Source organism: Capnocytophaga sp. oral taxon 329 str. F0087, assembly GCF_000213295.2.
GTDB classification, from domain to species: Bacteria; Bacteroidota; Bacteroidia; order Flavobacteriales; family Flavobacteriaceae; genus Capnocytophaga; species Capnocytophaga leadbetteri_A.
The window spans coordinates 52,542-69,128 of record NZ_KN389988.1 but is presented as its reverse complement, the minus strand read 5'-3'; the positions used below and the strand labels follow the sequence as shown (position 1 = coordinate 69,128).

Here is a 16,587-nt window from a genome sequence, read left to right as displayed (position 1 = left end):
ATTGCGACAACAACAAAGTCAGCAACGGAAGAGTACAATTCAGCAGATAGAAGAAGCGAATGAGAAGATACTTATCCGCACTCGCCTGATACAAATCAATCAGCAACAAGCAAATCTTCTATCAAAAGAAATAGCAGATAATGAAGACCAATTGCGCAATCTGAAGAAAGAGCTTATTTATCATAAAGACGAATACGCTAAAATCATTGTACAGTCATACAGAAGCAAGTCAGCACAAAACCGATTACTTTTTTTATTGTCGTCAGAGAGTTTTTCGCAGGCTTACAAGCGACTGTCGTATATGAAGCAGTATGCTAATTACCGCAAGGAGCAGGTGGGCTTTATACAAGCTAAAACCGACAAGATAAAGAGTCTGAATGATACATTAGTAGCACAGCGCAATGAGAAGAACCAAGTGCTTGACGAGCAGCGACGAGAGCAAGCTACCCTACAGCAAGAGAAGAGAGAGTTAGAGCAATTGGCTGCAAGCATACGCGAGGTGGAGCGTAGTTATGAAAGTCAGATACGCGAAAAACAAAAGCAAGCTAATGCTATAGACCGAGAAATACAGCGACTTATACGCTTGGCTATTATTGAGGCTAACAAACGCGAACAGAAGAACAACGCTAGTGGAGTGAATGCTACAGGTAGCGGTATGGTTACTACTACCCCTCCGTCGGCTGATAATACTGCTGAAGTAACCTTTGTGCTTACTCCAGAATCGAGGAAGGTAGCCGATAGTTTTGAGGCTAATAAGGGCAACCTTATATGGCCTGTGGCAAAAGGGTATAAAGCACAAGGCTTTGGGGTGTATTACGACCCTGTGTATCCTGAGTTGCAACACTATAACAATGGTGTGACGATAGCCACTGAAAAGGGAGCTGAAGCGCGCTGTGTGTTTGAAGGGGAAGTGTCGGCTATACAGTCGATACCAGGTAGCAATAAAGTAGTGCAAGTGCGCCATGGCAACTACATTACTATTTATTACAACTTGATAGATGTATATGTGCGAAAAGGAGATAAGGTAAAGGCTAAAGACCCGCTTGGCAAAATCTTCACCAATGCGAACGGGAAGACCGAAATGAAATTCTTCTTATACAAAAATACCACCCGTCTGAATCCAGAGTTTTGGATACATAAAATGTAGAATTAGCTTTTGACTAAAACAAGCTAAGCTGCTCTACAGGCAATAGCTGAAAGGTTTTGCGATGATGAGGAGTAGCACCATATTCGGCAATAGCCCTACGATGCTCAGGGGTAGGGTAGCCCTTGTTTTGTTGCCAGTGATATTCTGGGAATTGTAGCGCAAGGTCGCTCATATAAGCATCGCGGTAGGTTTTAGCAAGAATAGAAGCTGCTGCTATGGTTTGTATTTTGCCATCACCTTTTACTACGCAAGCATAGGGTATCTGAGCGTAACGTACGAACTTATTGCCGTCTACTGCTATAAAAGTAGGAACAACAGAGAGTTGTGCTATGGCTCGGTGCATAGCTGTAATAGAGGCGCGCAGAATATTTAGTTCGTCAATTTCGGCAGGTAGTACGTGGCATACTGCATAGGCCACCGCCTCGCGCTCAATAATAGGGCGTAATTGGTCGCGCTGTTTTTCTGTTAGCTGTTTAGAGTCGGTAAGAAGTTCGTTATGAAAGTCAGGAGGTAGTATTACAGCTGCAGCTGTAACGGGGCCTGCTAAACAACCTCTTCCAGCCTCGTCAGTACCTGCTTCAGAAGAAGAATGATAAAATAATTGTAGCATAATATTAACGAGTTAGCTGTTAGTAAATCGACTGAATATTAGGGTTGAACAATTGCCTCCAAAACCAAATGAATTAGAAAGCACGTGTTTGATAGGCTTGTGCACCGATTTTGTTTGGGGGCGTATAGATACCTCACTCATTGGCGTTTCGTAATTCAAATTAGGGAATACTACACTATTGCGCAGTGCTAGCAGACTGAAGACCGCTTCGACTGCAGAAGCAGCGGCTAATGTATGTCCAGTAAAAGGTTTAGTAGAACTAAAATCAGGCACTTGCGTTCCAAAAATGTGCTCTAAAGCACGACTTTCAGAAAGGTCGTTATTAGGAGTAGCGGTGCCGTGGGCGTTGATATAATCTATTTCTGCAGGTTGCAATCCTGATTGCTGTAGCGCCTGTTGCATAGCTAAGTAAGCCCCTTGTCCTTCAGCAGATGAGGCTGTTTGATGAAAAGCATCATTAGCATTGCCCCAGCCAGTAAGTTCAGCTTTAATACGCGCTCCGCGTCTCTTAGCGTTTTCTTCAGACTCTAATACCAAAAAAGCAGCGGCTTCGCCTAAATTGAGCCCTTTTCGGTGCTCGTCAAAAGGAGTACAATCAGTATCAGAGAGTATCATCAGACTGTGAAACCCATTGATAGTAAACTTGCACAAAGCATCGGCGCCTCCTACGATAAGGCAATCAGCTCTACCTGTGCGTATTAGGTGAGAGGCTGTGATAAGTGCATTAGCTGATGATGAGCAGGCAGTGCTAAGACTTGTAACGACACCTTTCAGTCTAAAATAATCAGCTATTTGGTGCGAAATACTACCGATATAATGTGTGTTAATATAACGTCTGGAGTGCTCATTGTCTTCATAGCTATACAGATAGCGCTCTGTCATATCCATTCCCCCTACACTCGATGCCATCACTAAGCCTGTACTCGCTAAGTGCAGCGGACTTAGCCGAGCATTAGCAATCGCTTGTTGGGCGGCAATGATGCCCAAAAGAGCAGTACGAGAGTAGGCATTGATAGCAGGCAGATGTAGTGCTCGAGACAGTTCATTATTAGTGTGCTTAATCTCGCCTACTTTGATGTGATATTTATGAGCAGTTTCAAAATTATGTACGCGTGTTAGGCAGGGGCGGAGGTGAGTAAGTGCGTAGAGGTGCGCCTCAACAGAGTCGCCTATTGAAGAGAGAATGCCTACACCGGTAATCACCACTTTTTTGTTTGTCATTATTTAGTGCGATGAGCTGTGATATATTGGGCTATAGAAGTTACTGATTCAAAAATTTTTTTTCCTTTTTTTGGGTCGTCTAAGCGTATGCCGTAATATTTGTCGAGCAACACGATGAGCTCAAGGGCATCGATAGAGTCTAAGCCTAAGCCACTGCCAAAAAGAGGCGCGTTTTCATCTATCTCTTCAGGAGTGATGTCTTCGAGATTTAAAGCTTCGATAATACGGTTTTTCAATTCTAAAATAAGTGCTTCCATCTAAATAAAAATTATTATTTTGCGGCAAAGGTAGCGAACTATTTGCAAATTAGCAAATTAAGTTAGCGTAATCCATTGGCAAATAGCTTCGTACTCTTCGCCTAAAAAATCTACCCAGCCGGTCAGTACGTGCTCAGCTACACCTTGATCCAAAAGAGCTTGGCTATAGGTTTGCAAGAACGGAGCGGCCTGCTGATAGCTGTCGAATACAAAGAAACTACCCTCAGTATGCAGTTGGTGGCGTATGCTGATTTCGCCTAAGCATATATTGGGCAGGGTATAGACAAATACTGCCGGACTGGGGTAATACTCCTGCGGATTGGCTATTGTAGCCTGATGCTTGAGGTCGGTATCGAGGCTGGCAGCGCGATTAGCAAACAGAAGTGCTGTGCGGCTCTTTGCTTCAGTAGAAAGCGGACTCAAAACGGCTTCAGCAGCTAAGAAAGCTAACTTAGAGAGATTATCCATTTTGAAAAACTTAGGATATTCAACATTTAGGGCTTTGAGTGCTTTCTTAGCAAAGTCAGCAAATGAGCTCTCGGGGGCTGTGAAGAGCACCGCATCATCAAGAGTAATGGTGTTATTTCTGATAGTACAAATCACTTTTTTTGACTAAAATTTTCTGCAAATATATATAATTATTTAGTTAATTGACAATAATTTCCTATCTTTGCCGATTATAAGCAACATTTATGAAAAAAATAGTTCTTTCAGCAGTAGTTCTGATGGGATACAGTCAGCTGCTATGGTCGCAAGAAAGCAGCGAGGTGCGTGAGCCGATGAGTGAGTTTCAGAAAGCTATCGCTCTCTACAATCGTAAGATGTACCAGCCCGCTCAGAACCTTTTTCGCAAAACGCAAGCCGAGCACCCCGATAAGGCTGTCAAAGCCCAAAGCGAATATTATATCGCTACCATTGCAGCCCTTTTAAACCAAGAGGGAGCAGATGCTTTGGTGAATAACTTCATACTAAATCACCCCGAATCGCCGCTTAGTTCGGCTGCCTATGTACAGATGGCGCATCTTTACTTCCAGCAGGGCAACTATGCCGAATCGCTTGAGTGGTATAACGCTATCGACCCACTTTCGTTAAAAGGAGAGGAGAAAGACCGTTACTATTTTGAGAAGGGGTATGCGCTCTTCAATACCGGCAAACAAAACGAGTCTAAGCCTTACTTCGAGGCAATACAGCAGCACAAAGAATACGGAGCAGATGCTAAGTATTACTTGGGCTACATCGCCTATGATACTAACGACTATGCTAAGGCTGAGAGCTACTTTAGGCAAGTAGATACTGAAGACAGCGTTAATAATAACGTGTCCTATTTTCAAGCCAATATGTATTTCAGTCAGGCATTGTACGAAGAGGCGATAGAAGAGGGCGAAAAGCAACTCAAAAAGACAAAAAACGCCCAAGAAGTATCAGAGCTGAACAAGATAATAGGCGAGAGTTACTTCAACCTCAAAAAATACAAAGAGGCAATTCCTTACTTGCAAAACTATAAAGGCAAGAAAGGCAAATTCTCTAATACCGATTATTACTACATAGGCTATGCCCTCTATAAAAACAACGATTATAACGGAGCTATCGCTCAGTTCAATAAGATAATCGACGGCAATGACCAAGTAGCGCAAAACGCTTATTACCACTTGGCAGAATGCTACCTAAAGACAGGGCAGAAACAGCAGGCGCTCAACGCTTTCAGAAATGCTTCGCAAATGGATTTTGATGCGCAGATAAAGAAAGACGCGCACCTAAACTACGCTCGCTTAGGGTATGAAATAGGCAACCCTTATGAGAGTGTGCCAAGTGTGCTGCAAGCCTACGCTACGGCTTACCCTAATGACCACAAAGACGAAATCCAAGGGCTCTTAGTCGATTCGTATATCTCATCAGGCAACTATCAGGCGGCTATTAGTCTCTTAGAAAAATCGTCTGATCCAAAAGACCGCGAACTCTACAAGAAAGTAGCTTTCTACAGAGGGGTAGAGCTCTTCAACGAATTGCAATACGCTGATGCGCTCACGTATTTAGACAAAGCCATTGCCGACAATAGTGCTATAGCAGCACGTGCGGCCTATTGGGCGGCCGAGGCAGCATACCAGCTGAAGAATTACCCCAAAGCGGCAACCTATTTTCAGCAGTTTTTTGCCAATCCTTCAGCCTCTAAAACTGATGAATACCCCAAAGCCTTCTACGGATTGGCGTACGCTAACTTCAATCAACGCCATTATGCTGAAGCGATTGTTAATTTCGAAAAATACCTAAAGCAAAACCCTAAAGATGAGGACTTCAAGCACGATGCTATGTTGCGCCTTGCCGACTCTTATTTCGTAACAGGTAAGTATTGGCCTGCTATGGAGGGGTATAACAAGCTGATAGAAAGTAAATCGGCAGACCAAGATTATGCTGCTTACCAAAAGGCTATCAGCTATGGGTTTGTAGATCGTCCTAATAATAAGATAGAAGATTTAGAGCGCTTTATCAAAAATTACCCAACTTCTAACCTACGTCCTAATGCTCTTTACGAACTAGGCAATACCTACGTAACTCAAGGGGATACCGACAAAGGATTACAGTACTACCAACAGCTTGCTAAAGACTACAAAGGCAATGCATTAGTGCCCCGTGCTATGTTGCGCGAAGGCTTGGTGTATTATAACCGTGGCGAAAACCAAAAGGCACTGAGCCTCTTCAAGGCCATCGCTAAAGATTATCCTAAAACTACTGAGGCATCACAGGCAGTTTCTTCAGCCAAACTGATATATGTAGATATGGGTCAGGTGAATGACTACGCCGCTTGGGCAAAGAGTTTGGGCTATGTAGAGGTTACTGACCTCGAGTTAGAAAGTGCTACCTACGAGGCTGCCGAACGCCAGTTGCTGCAAAATAACAACAAAGAAGCTATTGTGGCTTTTGAAAAATACCTCCAACAGTTCCCTAACGGAATGCGCCGCACCAATGCCGAGTTCTACTTAGCACAAGCCCTCTACAATACAGGCAAAAAAGCCGAAGCTCTTACACATTATGAGAATGTTACCAAAGCAGGCTCAAGTGAGTTTGGCGAACCTTCGCTTACTCGTGTGTGTCAGATATTGCTCGATGCAGGCAGCTATTTGAAAGCCAAACCTTACCTCGAAGAGCTCGAAAAGACTGCTACTATAGCGCAAAATAAAACTTATGCACAGAGCAACCTAATGCGCGTGTGCTACAATGAGAAGTTGTATGATAAGGCTATAGAGTACGCTAACAAAGTGCTTAGCGAGAAATCGATAGATACCCGTATCAAAAATGATGCTTATATAGTTTTGGCTCGTGCCTACACCCAAGGGGGCAATGAGGCTCAAGCGCGCAAGTACTACCAAGAGGTACAAAAAACGGCTACGGGTAGCCTTGCTGCCGAGGCGATGTATTACGAGGCCTTCTACAAAAATAAAGACAAAGACTACAAAGGCTCTAATGATATAGTACAGCGCATAGCTAAAGACTATGGTGGACATAAAGAATGGGCTGCTAAGAGCTTGATAGTGATGGCTAAAAACTTTAACGGACTAAAAGACGCTTATCAGGCTTCCTATATTTTAGAAAGTGTGGCTAAGAACTTCAAAGAATATCCCGAAGTAGTAGCCGAAGCTAAGAAAGAACTTGCCAGCGTAAAAGCTGAAGCCGCAAAAAGCAATTCATCAGTAAAATGAGATAAAAAATGAACAGATATATTACACTTATAGGTTTATGTATAGCGACTGTACTCCCTGCGATAGGGCAAAGTCGCAAGGATAGCCTCTCTACCAAAGTGGTAGATGTGGTTAAATCGTATGCCCCTACCATAGCCGATGCCAACAAAAAACGCGAAGATGCTAAGCTGAAAGACTCCCTTACAGTTAAGAAAAAAAAGATAGCCTACAGCATCAACTCTGTCCCAGTAGCTTCTACTTTCGTACCCGAAAAAGGGAAACCTGCGGTGGTAAAACCTAAGGTTATCCGCGAAGATTACACCACCTCATACGTGGGCGGAGGCGTCGGATTACTCAATACGCTCTATGCCGACGCTAATATCACTTACCCGCTGACCGATAATGGCAGGCTCTCTCTGTTGGTAGACCATATTTCGGCTAGTGATGATAATGAGGATATTATCCCAGAGATGAACTACTCACTTACCGATGCCTCTCTGCACTACGACTATCAAAGTCAAGAGATGTTGTGGGGGCTAAAAGGTTATTTCGGTAGAAGTTTGCATAATTGGTATGGCATACGCCCTAATGTCTTTACCCGTAATGATTTGCGCGGCAAGGTAGACGATATGCAGCAGATTTACCTCCGCTATGGTGTAGGCGGTTACTTGCAGTGGCAAAACCCTTACTTCAAAGGCTTAGATTTTACTGTAGATGCCCTTAACGACCATTTCAATAGCAAAGAAGTCAATCTAAAAGCACAACCTACTTTCGAAGTACCGCTAACCGACGAACAGTTAGTACGCGCCCAATTGCTCTTAGATTATTACGAAGGTAGTTTTTCACGCCAGCATAATACGCTTAATGAGCTCACTAACCGTTGGATGCTCTTCGGACTAACTCCCACATATCAGCTGATGATTGATAACTTAAGCCTAAGGCTCGGGGTGAGTTTGCTGTATGTAGATGCTAACCGCTCCGACCAAGATAAGTTTAAGGCTTATCCTGCTGTAGAGGCTACCTACACCCTAAGCGATGACGCTATCTTAATTGGTGGCATAAAAGGCACTATGCAGCAGAATACTTTGTCAAAGCTCAGCAAAGAAAATCCTTTTGTAGCACCAATGCTCGAGCTCAAACCTACTAATGTACAAGCCGATGCTTTCGTAGGTATCAATGGCAAGGTAACCACCGATTTGCAGTACCGCCTACAGGCAAGCTACCGCCAGAGCAAAGAAAAACCGCTCTTCACTACTTTCACCGAAACGCCTACTATCGCTAGCGAGATACTACCTTATCAGTATTATAACGCCTTCAAGGTAGTGTATGATGAGGTAAATGATGTAGAGCTATTAGCAACCCTCAGCGGTAAGCTAAAGGACGTTGTAAACTTCACTTTCGAAGGACAATACAACCACTACAAGGCGCGTACACAGATGGATAATACAGCGTGGAATCTACCCAGCGTAAAGGTATCGCTTTATACTGATTTTAGAATATTGCCTACCCTATACGCAGGTATGGACATTTTCTATATCGGCAATCGCTATGATTTAGACTATGTGCTGCCTACTACCGTTACCCCAGAGAAAATCACTCTTAATGGTTATTTAGATGTAAATCTCCACGCCGACTATACTTTTAGCAAGCACTGGCAAGTATTCCTAAAGGCTAATAACCTAAGCACTCAGCGCCATACCCTTTGGGCGTATTACCCTTCACAAGGGCTACAAATATACGGTGGGGTTAGATACCTGTTTTAGTGATTTTGATAATTTTTCACATTAGCTAATTTGCTAATATATAATTATTTCGTACTTTTGTGCCTTGATGAATGCAATAACTCTTGTCAAAGCGGCTCGCTTACGCACCTTGCCGCTATCAGTATCGGGTATTATCACAGGTAGTGCTGTAGCCCTACGCGAAAAACCTGAGGCTTTCCGTTGGGATATATTTCTGTTAGCGCTCCTCACTACGGTACTTTTTCAGATACTCTCTAACTTCGCCAATGATTATGGCGATGGGGTAAAAGGTACCGATAATGAGCACCGTATAGGTCCAGCCCGTGCCTTACAGAGTGGGGCTATCACCCGCCAACAGATGAAGCGAGTAGTGCTTATCACTGCGGCTCTTTCTATACTCTCAGCAATCGCTCTGATAATAGCGGCTTTTGGTAGCGAAAACCTACTTTACACGCTGGTGTTTTTTGTGTTAGGATTGCTTTGTGTAGCAGCAGCTATCAAGTATACCGTAGGGAGTTCAGCCTATGGCTATCGCGGATTGGGCGATGTGTTTGTATTCGTCTTTTTCGGCTTGGTCAGTGTGGTGGGCAGTCAGTTTTTGTATACCCAACAGATAGATAAGGCAGTATGGCTACCCGCTATAGCTATCGGACTATTGAGCGTAGCGGTACTCAACCTCAATAATATGCGCGATTACGAAAACGACCGCCGTTCAGGCAAGCATACTCTGGTAGTCAAGATGGGCATTTCATTAGCCAAATATTATCATTATTATTTGGTTGTAATAGCTATGGTAGCGATGCTCGGCTATTCAGTATGGCGCTTACAAATGCGTTGGCAGTTGCTGTACCTTATAGCCTACTTGCCTTTGGTAGTGCATCTATTGTCAGTAAAACGCAATACAGAACTACGACTCTTAGATAAAGAACTCAAAATCGTAGCAATGAGCACTTTCTTGCTCTCGGTCTTATTCTTTATCGGCATCTATACTAACATCTAACGACTAGCGACTAACGACTAACGACTAACGACTAACGACTAACGACTAACGACTAACGACTAATGACTAACGACTAACGTCTAACAACTAATAAACTAACGTATAATTCAATAATAACTATGGAAGTAATTTACTACGGACACGCTTGTGTGGGTATCCGAATAGGCGACACCCACCTTCTTATCGACCCTTTTATCTCTGAAAACCCTTCAGCGAGTCACATCAATGTAAATGATGTACCTGCCGACTACATCCTCATCACTACGGCTCAGCAAGACCATACTTATGATGTAGAGAGCATCGCTAAGCGTACTAATGCTAAAATTATCTCTAATTACGAGATTTCTAACCATTATTTCAATTTAGGCATCGAAAATTCACACCCTATGGACTTAGGAGGGGCTTATAATTTCCCTTTTGGTTCAATTAAGATGGTACCTGCTTTGCACTCTTCTACTTTCGATGACGGTAGTGCCGGTGGTTGCGCTTGTGGTTTTATCATCAAAACCTTAGATAAAACTGTTTACGTAGCAGGTGCAACAGCTTTGCACTTCGATATGCAGCTTATTCCTGTGCGTTATAAAGTAGATTTAGCCGTATTGCCTATAGGTGGCAACTTTACAATGGATGTTGAAGATGCCATTATGGCTTCTGACTTCGTAAAGTGCAACAAAGTGTTAGGCTATCACTACGACACCAATCCACTTATCAAAATTGATGATAAAGACTTAGCTGTACGCAGCTTTAAAGCCAAAGGCAAAGAGTTAATTCTCTTAGGGGTAGGACAAAAAGTATTAGCTTAGTATTAAATAGCAGAAATTTGCTAATTCCCAAATTTGCTAATTTGCTAATCGGCTAATTGGCTAATTGGCTAATTTTCCCAGTATGTCAAAGAACGAACTGAAAGTCTTAAAACTTTTACGGCGCAAAGTTCTCACCTTTTGGCAAACTGAGCAAATACTTGTTGCGTGATGATACAACCTTGTCAAATAAACAGTCAATAAAAAATGAAAAAACTTTTACTTATTACCGCACTGCTTATAGCCTCTAACGGCTTAGCTCAGAAATACTTATCGCAATACGATATAGACGAAGAGCGCTTTGGCAACGAACGTATCTTCACCCTAAGCGCTAACGACGAACCCTTAGAGGGTGCCTATAAGGTAGCCATTGGGGGCGGCGATTACTACGAAGCTACCTTCAAAAAAGGTAGAATAGACGGTGCCAAAAAAACGTATAACGACAAAGGCGAACTTATTGTGGAAGGACACTACAAAAATGGTTTGCCCGAAGGAGCTTTTACCCAATATCGCGAGGGCAAGGTAATACGCCTCACTACCTATAAAGACGGAAAGTTAGACGGCAAGAGCGCCCGCTATACCGATAAAGGGGTGCCTGACTACGAAACTTTTTATAAAGACGGTAAGAAAGAGGGTGAGTGGAAGTACTACGATGACGAAGGCAAGGTTGAGCGCATCGAAACCTACAAAAACGATGAGAAGAATGGTAAGTGGTGGCGCAAAATGGTCAGCAACCACGGCAATTACACCACTACCAAGTACTATACCAATGGCAAACCTTCAGGCAAATGGGTAGAACAGTGGGAAAATGGCTTGCTACGCGAAGAGCGCGACTATAAAGACGAAAAGACCTATACTCAGCGCAATTATCATCTAAACGGCAACCCTAAGAGCGAAGTGTCGTATAAAGACGATAAGCTGCACGGAGCTCGCAAGAACTTCAATGGGGCAGGTGTTTTGCAAGACGAACAAGTGTTCGATGCTGATAAGCTCATTGCTCGCAAAATCTACCACTCTAATGGCAGATTAAAAGAGGAAACCAATTATAAAAACGATGAGAAAAACGGTAAGTACACCCTCTATAACGAAAATGGTACCCTCAATGAAGAAGGCGAATATAAAAACGACTTCAAAGAGGGCGTATGGCGCGAGTACCAAGAGAATAATGTGCTGTACCGCGAACGTACCTATGTAGGAGGCATTCTCAACGGCGCGATGAAAATATATTACCCTAGCAAAAAAGTAAAAGAGGAAGGAATGATGAAGGACAACTACAAGCAAGGTGTCTGGAAGCACTACGACCGCACAGGGCGCTTAGCATACGAAGAAGAGTACCAACAAGGCACAGTAGTAAAACGCAAAGATTTTGACGAATAAAACTCAAATTATTTTATATGAAACTCAAAAACGCAATCACACTTTCTGCCATAGCATTGGCTACAATGCTCGGCACCACAGACCTTTATGCACAACAGAAGAAAGGTAAAAAATGCAAAAAGACAGAGCAAAGCTGTCAAAAACCTAATTATGGCAAACCCTCTGAGGTAAAAGCTAACGAAGGCGCTTTCAAAATAAAGCCTTTAGCATACGATTATGATGCCGTGAGCAGCTACATCGATGCTGAAACGATGTACATTCACTTCTCAAAGCACTATGTAGGGTATTTAAACAACCTCAATAAGGCAGTCGAAGGGAAGCCTGAAGCACAGAAGACTATAGAGCAGCTCCTCAGTACGCTCGATATGAGCAATGCAACCCTAAGAAACAACGCAGGGGGCTACTACAACCACAATTTGTATTTCGAACTCATCTCACCAAAAGGGGGAGGAACCCCTACCGGAGCCTTAGCAGCAGCTATCGACCGCGATTTTGGCAGTTTCGAGAACTTCAAAAAAGCCTTTAGCGAGGCAGGAGCTAAACGTTTCGGTTCAGGTTGGGCGTGGTTAGTAGTCAATAACGGCAAGTTACAAGTAGTGAGTACCGCCAATCAAGACACCCCATTAATGCCAAACTTAGAGGTTTCAGGCACCCCCATTCTTGCTATGGACGTATGGGAACACGCCTACTACCTAAAATACCAAAACAAACGCGCTGATTATATCACCAACTTCTTCAACGTAATCGATTGGACTAAAGTAGCCCAAAAATACGAAGAAGCCCTAAAATAGTATGATTTTCGTGTATGGGTTCCCCCTTTGAAGTGGGCAAGGGGGATGTTTACAATATAAAAAAAGCTGTTCTTTTGTAGAACAGCTTTTTTTATGCTTATATTTTAGTATTAATACGTAAGCGTTTGGGTAGCCGTACGTCCGTCTGTTGATTTAATAACTATCTGAGTAGGTTTGTTTTCATTGTTATAAACGTATTCGCGCACAGTAGAACTTGTTTTAGGGAAGTTCTTTTGTGCTACATTCACAAATCTTTTGTAGTAGTGAAAGTTTATTTGTCTAAACGCTACAGAAGTTACTTCAGGAGCTATAAACGCAAAAGCTCCACGCCCATTGTAGTTGGCACCATTAGTGTAAGTGAAATTCTGTACATATCCGTTGTACTCATCCTTAGTTACATTTCCTTTGCTGTCTAATGTGTAGTTGGTAGTAGTTGAAAAACTGCCTCCTCCATTATCGCGAACTTCTACTCTTGTAGCCACTACAGAGGTACCTTGATAGGTAAACTGAGTAGTAGAGGTAGCCCCTCCGCCAACTCTTATTTCTTTACTTACTTCACCTTGCTCATTATAAGTAAAAGCATAGTTTGTTACATCACCCCAAGCACCTTTTTCTACTACACGTTCTACCTGCTTTTTGTTGTTATAAAAAAGCTCTACAGTAGTAGGAGTGTTTTGCCCTGATGATTTTTGTACAGCCTTAGTAAGATAGTTTTCAGAGTTATAAGTAAAAGTACAAGTCTCTACACTACCATAAGCACTTGTGTAAACAGACTCTCTAAGCAAACGGTCTGTTACAGTATGAGTAAGAGTTGAAACCCCAGCTCCTTCTTGAGTAACGATAGTTTTAGGGTACTCAAAATTTACTATATAAGGGTTTGTTTCTTGTGGAGCAGGTTGTTCCCCTCCGTTATTATCATCTTTTTTGCAGGCTACCACAGCAAGGGCAGCTACTGCTACTAATAAAAATTTCTTCATTGTAGTGTGTTTTTAAGGCTTAAAAAAACTTTGTCAAAGTCCTGAGACTCTGACAAAGTTTAATAGATTAATAGTTGTAGACAGTAGTAATAGTAGTAGTACCTCCTAATCCTCCTGTTTGTACTTCTACACTTTTGGTTACTACATTACCATTATACTCGTATGAATAAGTATGAACAAGTGTGTCGTACTGAGTGCGTGAGGTCTTTTTACCTGGGTTATTAGAACTTTGTACAAGACGTTCTTTGTCAGCATAAGGAATAAAATTACCATAAAGATCAAAGATAGTAAAAGGAGATTTGCTACCTAAGTTTAATTTATTATCGTAATTTTCATAGGTAGTAGTACCTATATCAGTACCCTTTGTTTCTACTACATTCTTACCACTTAAAGTATGAGTATAGGTTCTTGCAGGATAAGTAGGGTCGTGGTCTTTATCTGTTACAACTACTTTATTAGCAATGCTATAGTCGTAAGTATAGTCGTGTTCATCAAATTGTCCTGGTATACCAACATCTGCTTTAGAAGTAGCGCTCACTACTTTTCCTTCAGCATTATGAGTATACTGATAAGTAGCAGTTTGGCTACCTGAAAGTACTAATTTAGTAAGTAAACCTTTTGCATCGTAAGACAATACATAAGACTGACCTGTAGTTACTACTGAAGTAAGGAAGTTGTTAGCGTCATAATTCAAGGTATAAGTACCTCTGTCACTAAAAGCTATTTTTGTTAATAGTTTTCTAGCACTATCTACTGTGTAGGTAATAGTACGAGAGCTAGTGCCAGTAGCATTTTCTGTAGTAATTACTAATGATTTAGGGTAAGTAAAATCTACAGTCGTAGGTACAGAACCTTGGTCTGCCTTAACAGGTGGTGCAGGCTGCTCCCCACCATTGTCGTCTTTTTTGCAGGCTACCACAGCAAGGGCAGCTACTGCTACTAATAAAAATTTCTTCATAATGTGTAAGTATTATTATTAAACGGGGCAAAGGTAACGTTTATTTTCTATACTTACCGTTAAATAAAAGTTAAATTTGTATTCTATTAGTAGAGCCCTATCACTGCGTAAAGTATATCAACTTCCTCCTATAAATACTCAACAACTTCGATTTAGAGATAAAACCATAATACCTACCATCAGAATGCACCACCGGCAGGTTCCACGCACCTGTATGCTGAAACTTGTCCATTACCGTGCTCATCTTATCCTTACCCGATACTATTGTCGCAGGGGCAGGCTGCATAAGCTCTATTGCCGCAATCTTATCGTAATAATCCGACTCAAAAATAAGGTGACGTATATTGTCAAGCAGAATTACCCCTTTTAGAACACCCGTTTCGCGCTCTAATACAGGATAAATATTCCTATTCGATACCCGCACCACATCCATCACCACCTCGCGCAGCTTCATATCAGTATAAACAGGTACGAAGTTGTGCTCTACCACCTGCTCAAAGTCCATTAAGGTCAGTATCGATTGGTCTTTGTTTTGCGAAATAAGCTCCCCTTTGCGTCCCAATTCCATAGTGTAGATAGAGTATTTGTTAAAATACTTAGCCACCGAAAACGATACCGCAGCCGTCAGCATCGCCGGCACTAATAGCGAGTAACCTCCTGTCACTTCAGCGATGAGGAAAACAGCCGTCAGCGGAGCGTGTAGCACCCCCGTCATTAGGGCAGTCATACCCACAAGGGTAAAGTTAGGCAGCGCTGCCTTGTAGCCCAGTATCGGAAATTCGTTGATAATACGCGCAAAGCAATTTCCCATCACGCCCCCCATAAAAAGCATAGGCGAGAAAATACCCCCCACGCCGCCGCCGCCAAAGGTCAGCGAGGTAGCCACTACCTTGGCAAAGGTAAGCCCCGCCAATAGCAGAATGATAATCCACGTGTTCGACAAGTCCCAACCAAAAATATTCTTGCTAAGCGATAACTCAGGGTGTCCCTCCTTTAGGTGATTGATAATCTCGTGCCCTTCCCCGTATAACGGAGGCATTATATAGATAAGCAACCCCAAAAGAGCCCCACCTATCACTATTTTAAGGTACGGAGCCGTTATTTTCTTAAAAAAAGCATTGATTTTCTCATATACAAAAGTAAAATAAGCCGACATCAATCCCCCCACTATACCCAAAAGAATGTAAAACGGAATTCCTTGCAGCGAAAAGGCGCGAGTGATAGTCATCGGTATAAGCACCTCACTGCCAAAGAAAAAATAAGAAGTAAACACCCCGCAGAGCGAAGCGATAAACAGAGGAATGAGCGATGATAGCGTCAGGTCAAGCCCAAACACTTCTATAGCAAATAGAATAGCCGCGATAGGCACTTTAAAGATAGCTGCCAAGGCTGCCGCGCAAGCACAAGCCAAAAGCAACATACGGTTCGACTGGTTGATGTGAAAAAACCGACATATATTAGAGCTTATCCCAGCCCCTGTTACCACCATCGGACCTTCCAATCCCACCGACCCCCCAAAGCCAATAGTAATAGGGGCTACCAGCAGACTCCCATACGCCTGAAAGCGCTTCATCACTCCTTTTTGGTGAGCTACGGCATAGAGTATCGAGGGTATCCCGTGATTCACATCGTGGCGTATCACATATTTTTTAACCCAATACACCGCTGCAAAGCCGATAGTAGGCAGCACAAAGTAAAAGCCATAAGTTACCGTTTGGGCTAATTGCCCATCTAACAGCCACTGAATAAAGTGAGTAAACGACCGCATCGCAAGGGCAGCCAGCCCAGTGATGATACCAATTACTCCGCTCAGTAGCAGAATAAATTGACGTTCGCTAATATGCTTCACACGCCAGATAAGGAAGCGTTTTAAGAAATGTTGAGTCATTTTTTTTCAATTACGGATAGTTCAGCTTTTTTAGTTACGGATAGTTCAGTTTTTTTAGTTATGGATAGTTTAGTTTTTTTAGTTACAGATAGTTTAGTTTTTTTAGTTACAGATAGTTCAGTTTTTTTAGTTACAGATAGTTCAG

14 protein-coding genes are annotated in these 16,587 nt (G+C 42.5%); 7 read left to right on the top strand and 7 right to left on the bottom strand.

All coding sequences use genetic code 11. The annotated features are described in order from the left end of the window. A partial coding sequence (locus tag HMPREF9074_RS02495) for a murein hydrolase activator EnvC family protein (protein ID WP_034539583.1) occupies positions 1 to 1,147 on the top strand: 1,147 nt, incomplete at its 5' end. 13 nt (positions 1,148 to 1,160) lie between these two features. Here HMPREF9074_RS02495 and HMPREF9074_RS02490 read toward each other — a convergent pair. From HMPREF9074_RS02490 to HMPREF9074_RS02475, 4 genes are read right to left on the bottom strand one after another with little or no spacing between them, the layout of a single operon-like run. Beyond that, positions 1,161 to 1,757 (bottom strand): ribonuclease HII, encoded by a 597-nt coding sequence (locus HMPREF9074_RS02490; RefSeq protein ID WP_009390348.1) that lies wholly within the window; start codon positions 1,755 to 1,757, stop codon positions 1,161 to 1,163. 12 nt (positions 1,758 to 1,769) lie between these two features. After that, entirely contained in the window at positions 1,770 to 2,978 is a 1,209-nt protein-coding gene (locus tag HMPREF9074_RS02485) for a beta-ketoacyl-[acyl-carrier-protein] synthase family protein (RefSeq protein ID WP_009390349.1), read from the bottom strand. Then, positions 2,978 to 3,235, bottom strand: coding sequence for a phosphopantetheine-binding protein (locus HMPREF9074_RS02480; protein ID WP_009390350.1), 258 nt, complete (start codon positions 3,233 to 3,235; stop codon positions 2,978 to 2,980). The genes HMPREF9074_RS02485 and HMPREF9074_RS02480 overlap by 1 nt, the downstream gene beginning before the upstream one ends. Before the next feature lie 57 nt (positions 3,236 to 3,292). After that, complete coding sequence (locus tag HMPREF9074_RS02475; protein ID WP_009390351.1) at positions 3,293 to 3,838, bottom strand: hypothetical protein; 546 nt, start codon at positions 3,836 to 3,838, stop codon at positions 3,293 to 3,295. 89 nt (positions 3,839 to 3,927) lie between these two features. On the opposite strand from HMPREF9074_RS02475, the gene HMPREF9074_RS02470 reads away from it, so the two are divergent. The 6 genes from HMPREF9074_RS02470 to HMPREF9074_RS02445 all read left to right on the top strand — a co-directional run bounded on the left by HMPREF9074_RS02470 (position 3,928) and on the right by HMPREF9074_RS02445 (position 12,619). After that, the gene (locus HMPREF9074_RS02470) at positions 3,928 to 6,930 is read left to right on the top strand and encodes a tetratricopeptide repeat protein (protein WP_009390352.1); all 3,003 of its coding nucleotides are present in this window, start codon (positions 3,928 to 3,930) and stop codon (positions 6,928 to 6,930) included. A gap of 8 nt (positions 6,931 to 6,938) precedes the next feature. Continuing rightward, positions 6,939 to 8,672, top strand: coding sequence for a TonB-dependent receptor (locus HMPREF9074_RS02465; protein ID WP_009390353.1), 1,734 nt, complete (start codon positions 6,939 to 6,941; stop codon positions 8,670 to 8,672). Between the two features lie 67 nt (positions 8,673 to 8,739). Next, positions 8,740 to 9,651, top strand: coding sequence for a 1,4-dihydroxy-2-naphthoate octaprenyltransferase (gene menA / locus HMPREF9074_RS02460; protein ID WP_009390354.1), 912 nt, complete (start codon positions 8,740 to 8,742; stop codon positions 9,649 to 9,651). A gap of 119 nt (positions 9,652 to 9,770) precedes the next feature. Continuing rightward, complete coding sequence (locus tag HMPREF9074_RS02455; protein ID WP_009390355.1) at positions 9,771 to 10,454, top strand: metal-dependent hydrolase; 684 nt, start codon at positions 9,771 to 9,773, stop codon at positions 10,452 to 10,454. 204 nt (positions 10,455 to 10,658) lie between these two features. Further along, complete coding sequence (locus tag HMPREF9074_RS02450) at positions 10,659 to 11,828, top strand: toxin-antitoxin system YwqK family antitoxin (RefSeq protein ID WP_009390356.1); 1,170 nt, start codon at positions 10,659 to 10,661, stop codon at positions 11,826 to 11,828. A gap of 17 nt (positions 11,829 to 11,845) precedes the next feature. Next, positions 11,846 to 12,619, top strand: coding sequence for a superoxide dismutase (locus tag HMPREF9074_RS02445; RefSeq protein ID WP_009390357.1), 774 nt, complete (start codon positions 11,846 to 11,848; stop codon positions 12,617 to 12,619). Between the two features lie 110 nt (positions 12,620 to 12,729). Here the strand turns inward: HMPREF9074_RS02445 and HMPREF9074_RS02440 are convergent, their stop codons facing one another. The 3 genes from HMPREF9074_RS02440 to HMPREF9074_RS02430 all read right to left on the bottom strand — a co-directional run bounded on the left by HMPREF9074_RS02440 (position 12,730) and on the right by HMPREF9074_RS02430 (position 16,442). Continuing rightward, positions 12,730 to 13,596 carry a hypothetical protein gene (locus tag HMPREF9074_RS02440; protein WP_034539579.1) on the bottom strand — a complete coding sequence of 289 codons (867 nt, stop codon included), beginning with the start codon at positions 13,594 to 13,596 and terminating at the stop codon, positions 12,730 to 12,732. Between the two features lie 67 nt (positions 13,597 to 13,663). After that, positions 13,664 to 14,554, bottom strand: a complete 891-nt coding sequence (locus tag HMPREF9074_RS02435) for a hypothetical protein (RefSeq protein WP_034539574.1) — start codon at positions 14,552 to 14,554, stop codon at positions 13,664 to 13,666. A gap of 100 nt (positions 14,555 to 14,654) precedes the next feature. After that, entirely contained in the window at positions 14,655 to 16,442 is a 1,788-nt protein-coding gene (locus HMPREF9074_RS02430; protein WP_009391574.1) for a chloride channel protein, read from the bottom strand. Between the last annotated feature and the right edge of the window lie 145 nt (positions 16,443 to 16,587).

Coding starts and splice junctions, on each gene's coding strand:
- HMPREF9074_RS02480 (WP_009390350.1), bottom strand. CDS start 3,235: ATGGAAGCACTTATTTTAGAATTGAAAAACCGTATTATCGAAGCTTTA.
- HMPREF9074_RS02465 (WP_009390353.1), top strand. CDS start 6,939: ATGAACAGATATATTACACTTATAGGTTTATGTATAGCGACTGTACTC.
- menA (WP_009390354.1), top strand. CDS start 8,740: ATGAATGCAATAACTCTTGTCAAAGCGGCTCGCTTACGCACCTTGCCG.
- HMPREF9074_RS02455 (WP_009390355.1), top strand. CDS start 9,771: ATGGAAGTAATTTACTACGGACACGCTTGTGTGGGTATCCGAATAGGC.
- HMPREF9074_RS02485 (WP_009390349.1), bottom strand. CDS start 2,978: ATGACAAACAAAAAAGTGGTGATTACCGGTGTAGGCATTCTCTCTTCA.
- HMPREF9074_RS02470 (WP_009390352.1), top strand. CDS start 3,928: ATGAAAAAAATAGTTCTTTCAGCAGTAGTTCTGATGGGATACAGTCAG.
- HMPREF9074_RS02450 (WP_009390356.1), top strand. CDS start 10,659: ATGAAAAAACTTTTACTTATTACCGCACTGCTTATAGCCTCTAACGGC.
- HMPREF9074_RS02490 (WP_009390348.1), bottom strand. CDS start 1,757: ATGCTACAATTATTTTATCATTCTTCTTCTGAAGCAGGTACTGACGAG.
- HMPREF9074_RS02445 (WP_009390357.1), top strand. CDS start 11,846: ATGAAACTCAAAAACGCAATCACACTTTCTGCCATAGCATTGGCTACA.
- HMPREF9074_RS02440 (WP_034539579.1), bottom strand. CDS start 13,596: ATGAAGAAATTTTTATTAGTAGCAGTAGCTGCCCTTGCTGTGGTAGCC.
- HMPREF9074_RS02430 (WP_009391574.1), bottom strand. CDS start 16,442: ATGACTCAACATTTCTTAAAACGCTTCCTTATCTGGCGTGTGAAGCAT.
- HMPREF9074_RS02435 (WP_034539574.1), bottom strand. CDS start 14,554: ATGAAGAAATTTTTATTAGTAGCAGTAGCTGCCCTTGCTGTGGTAGCC.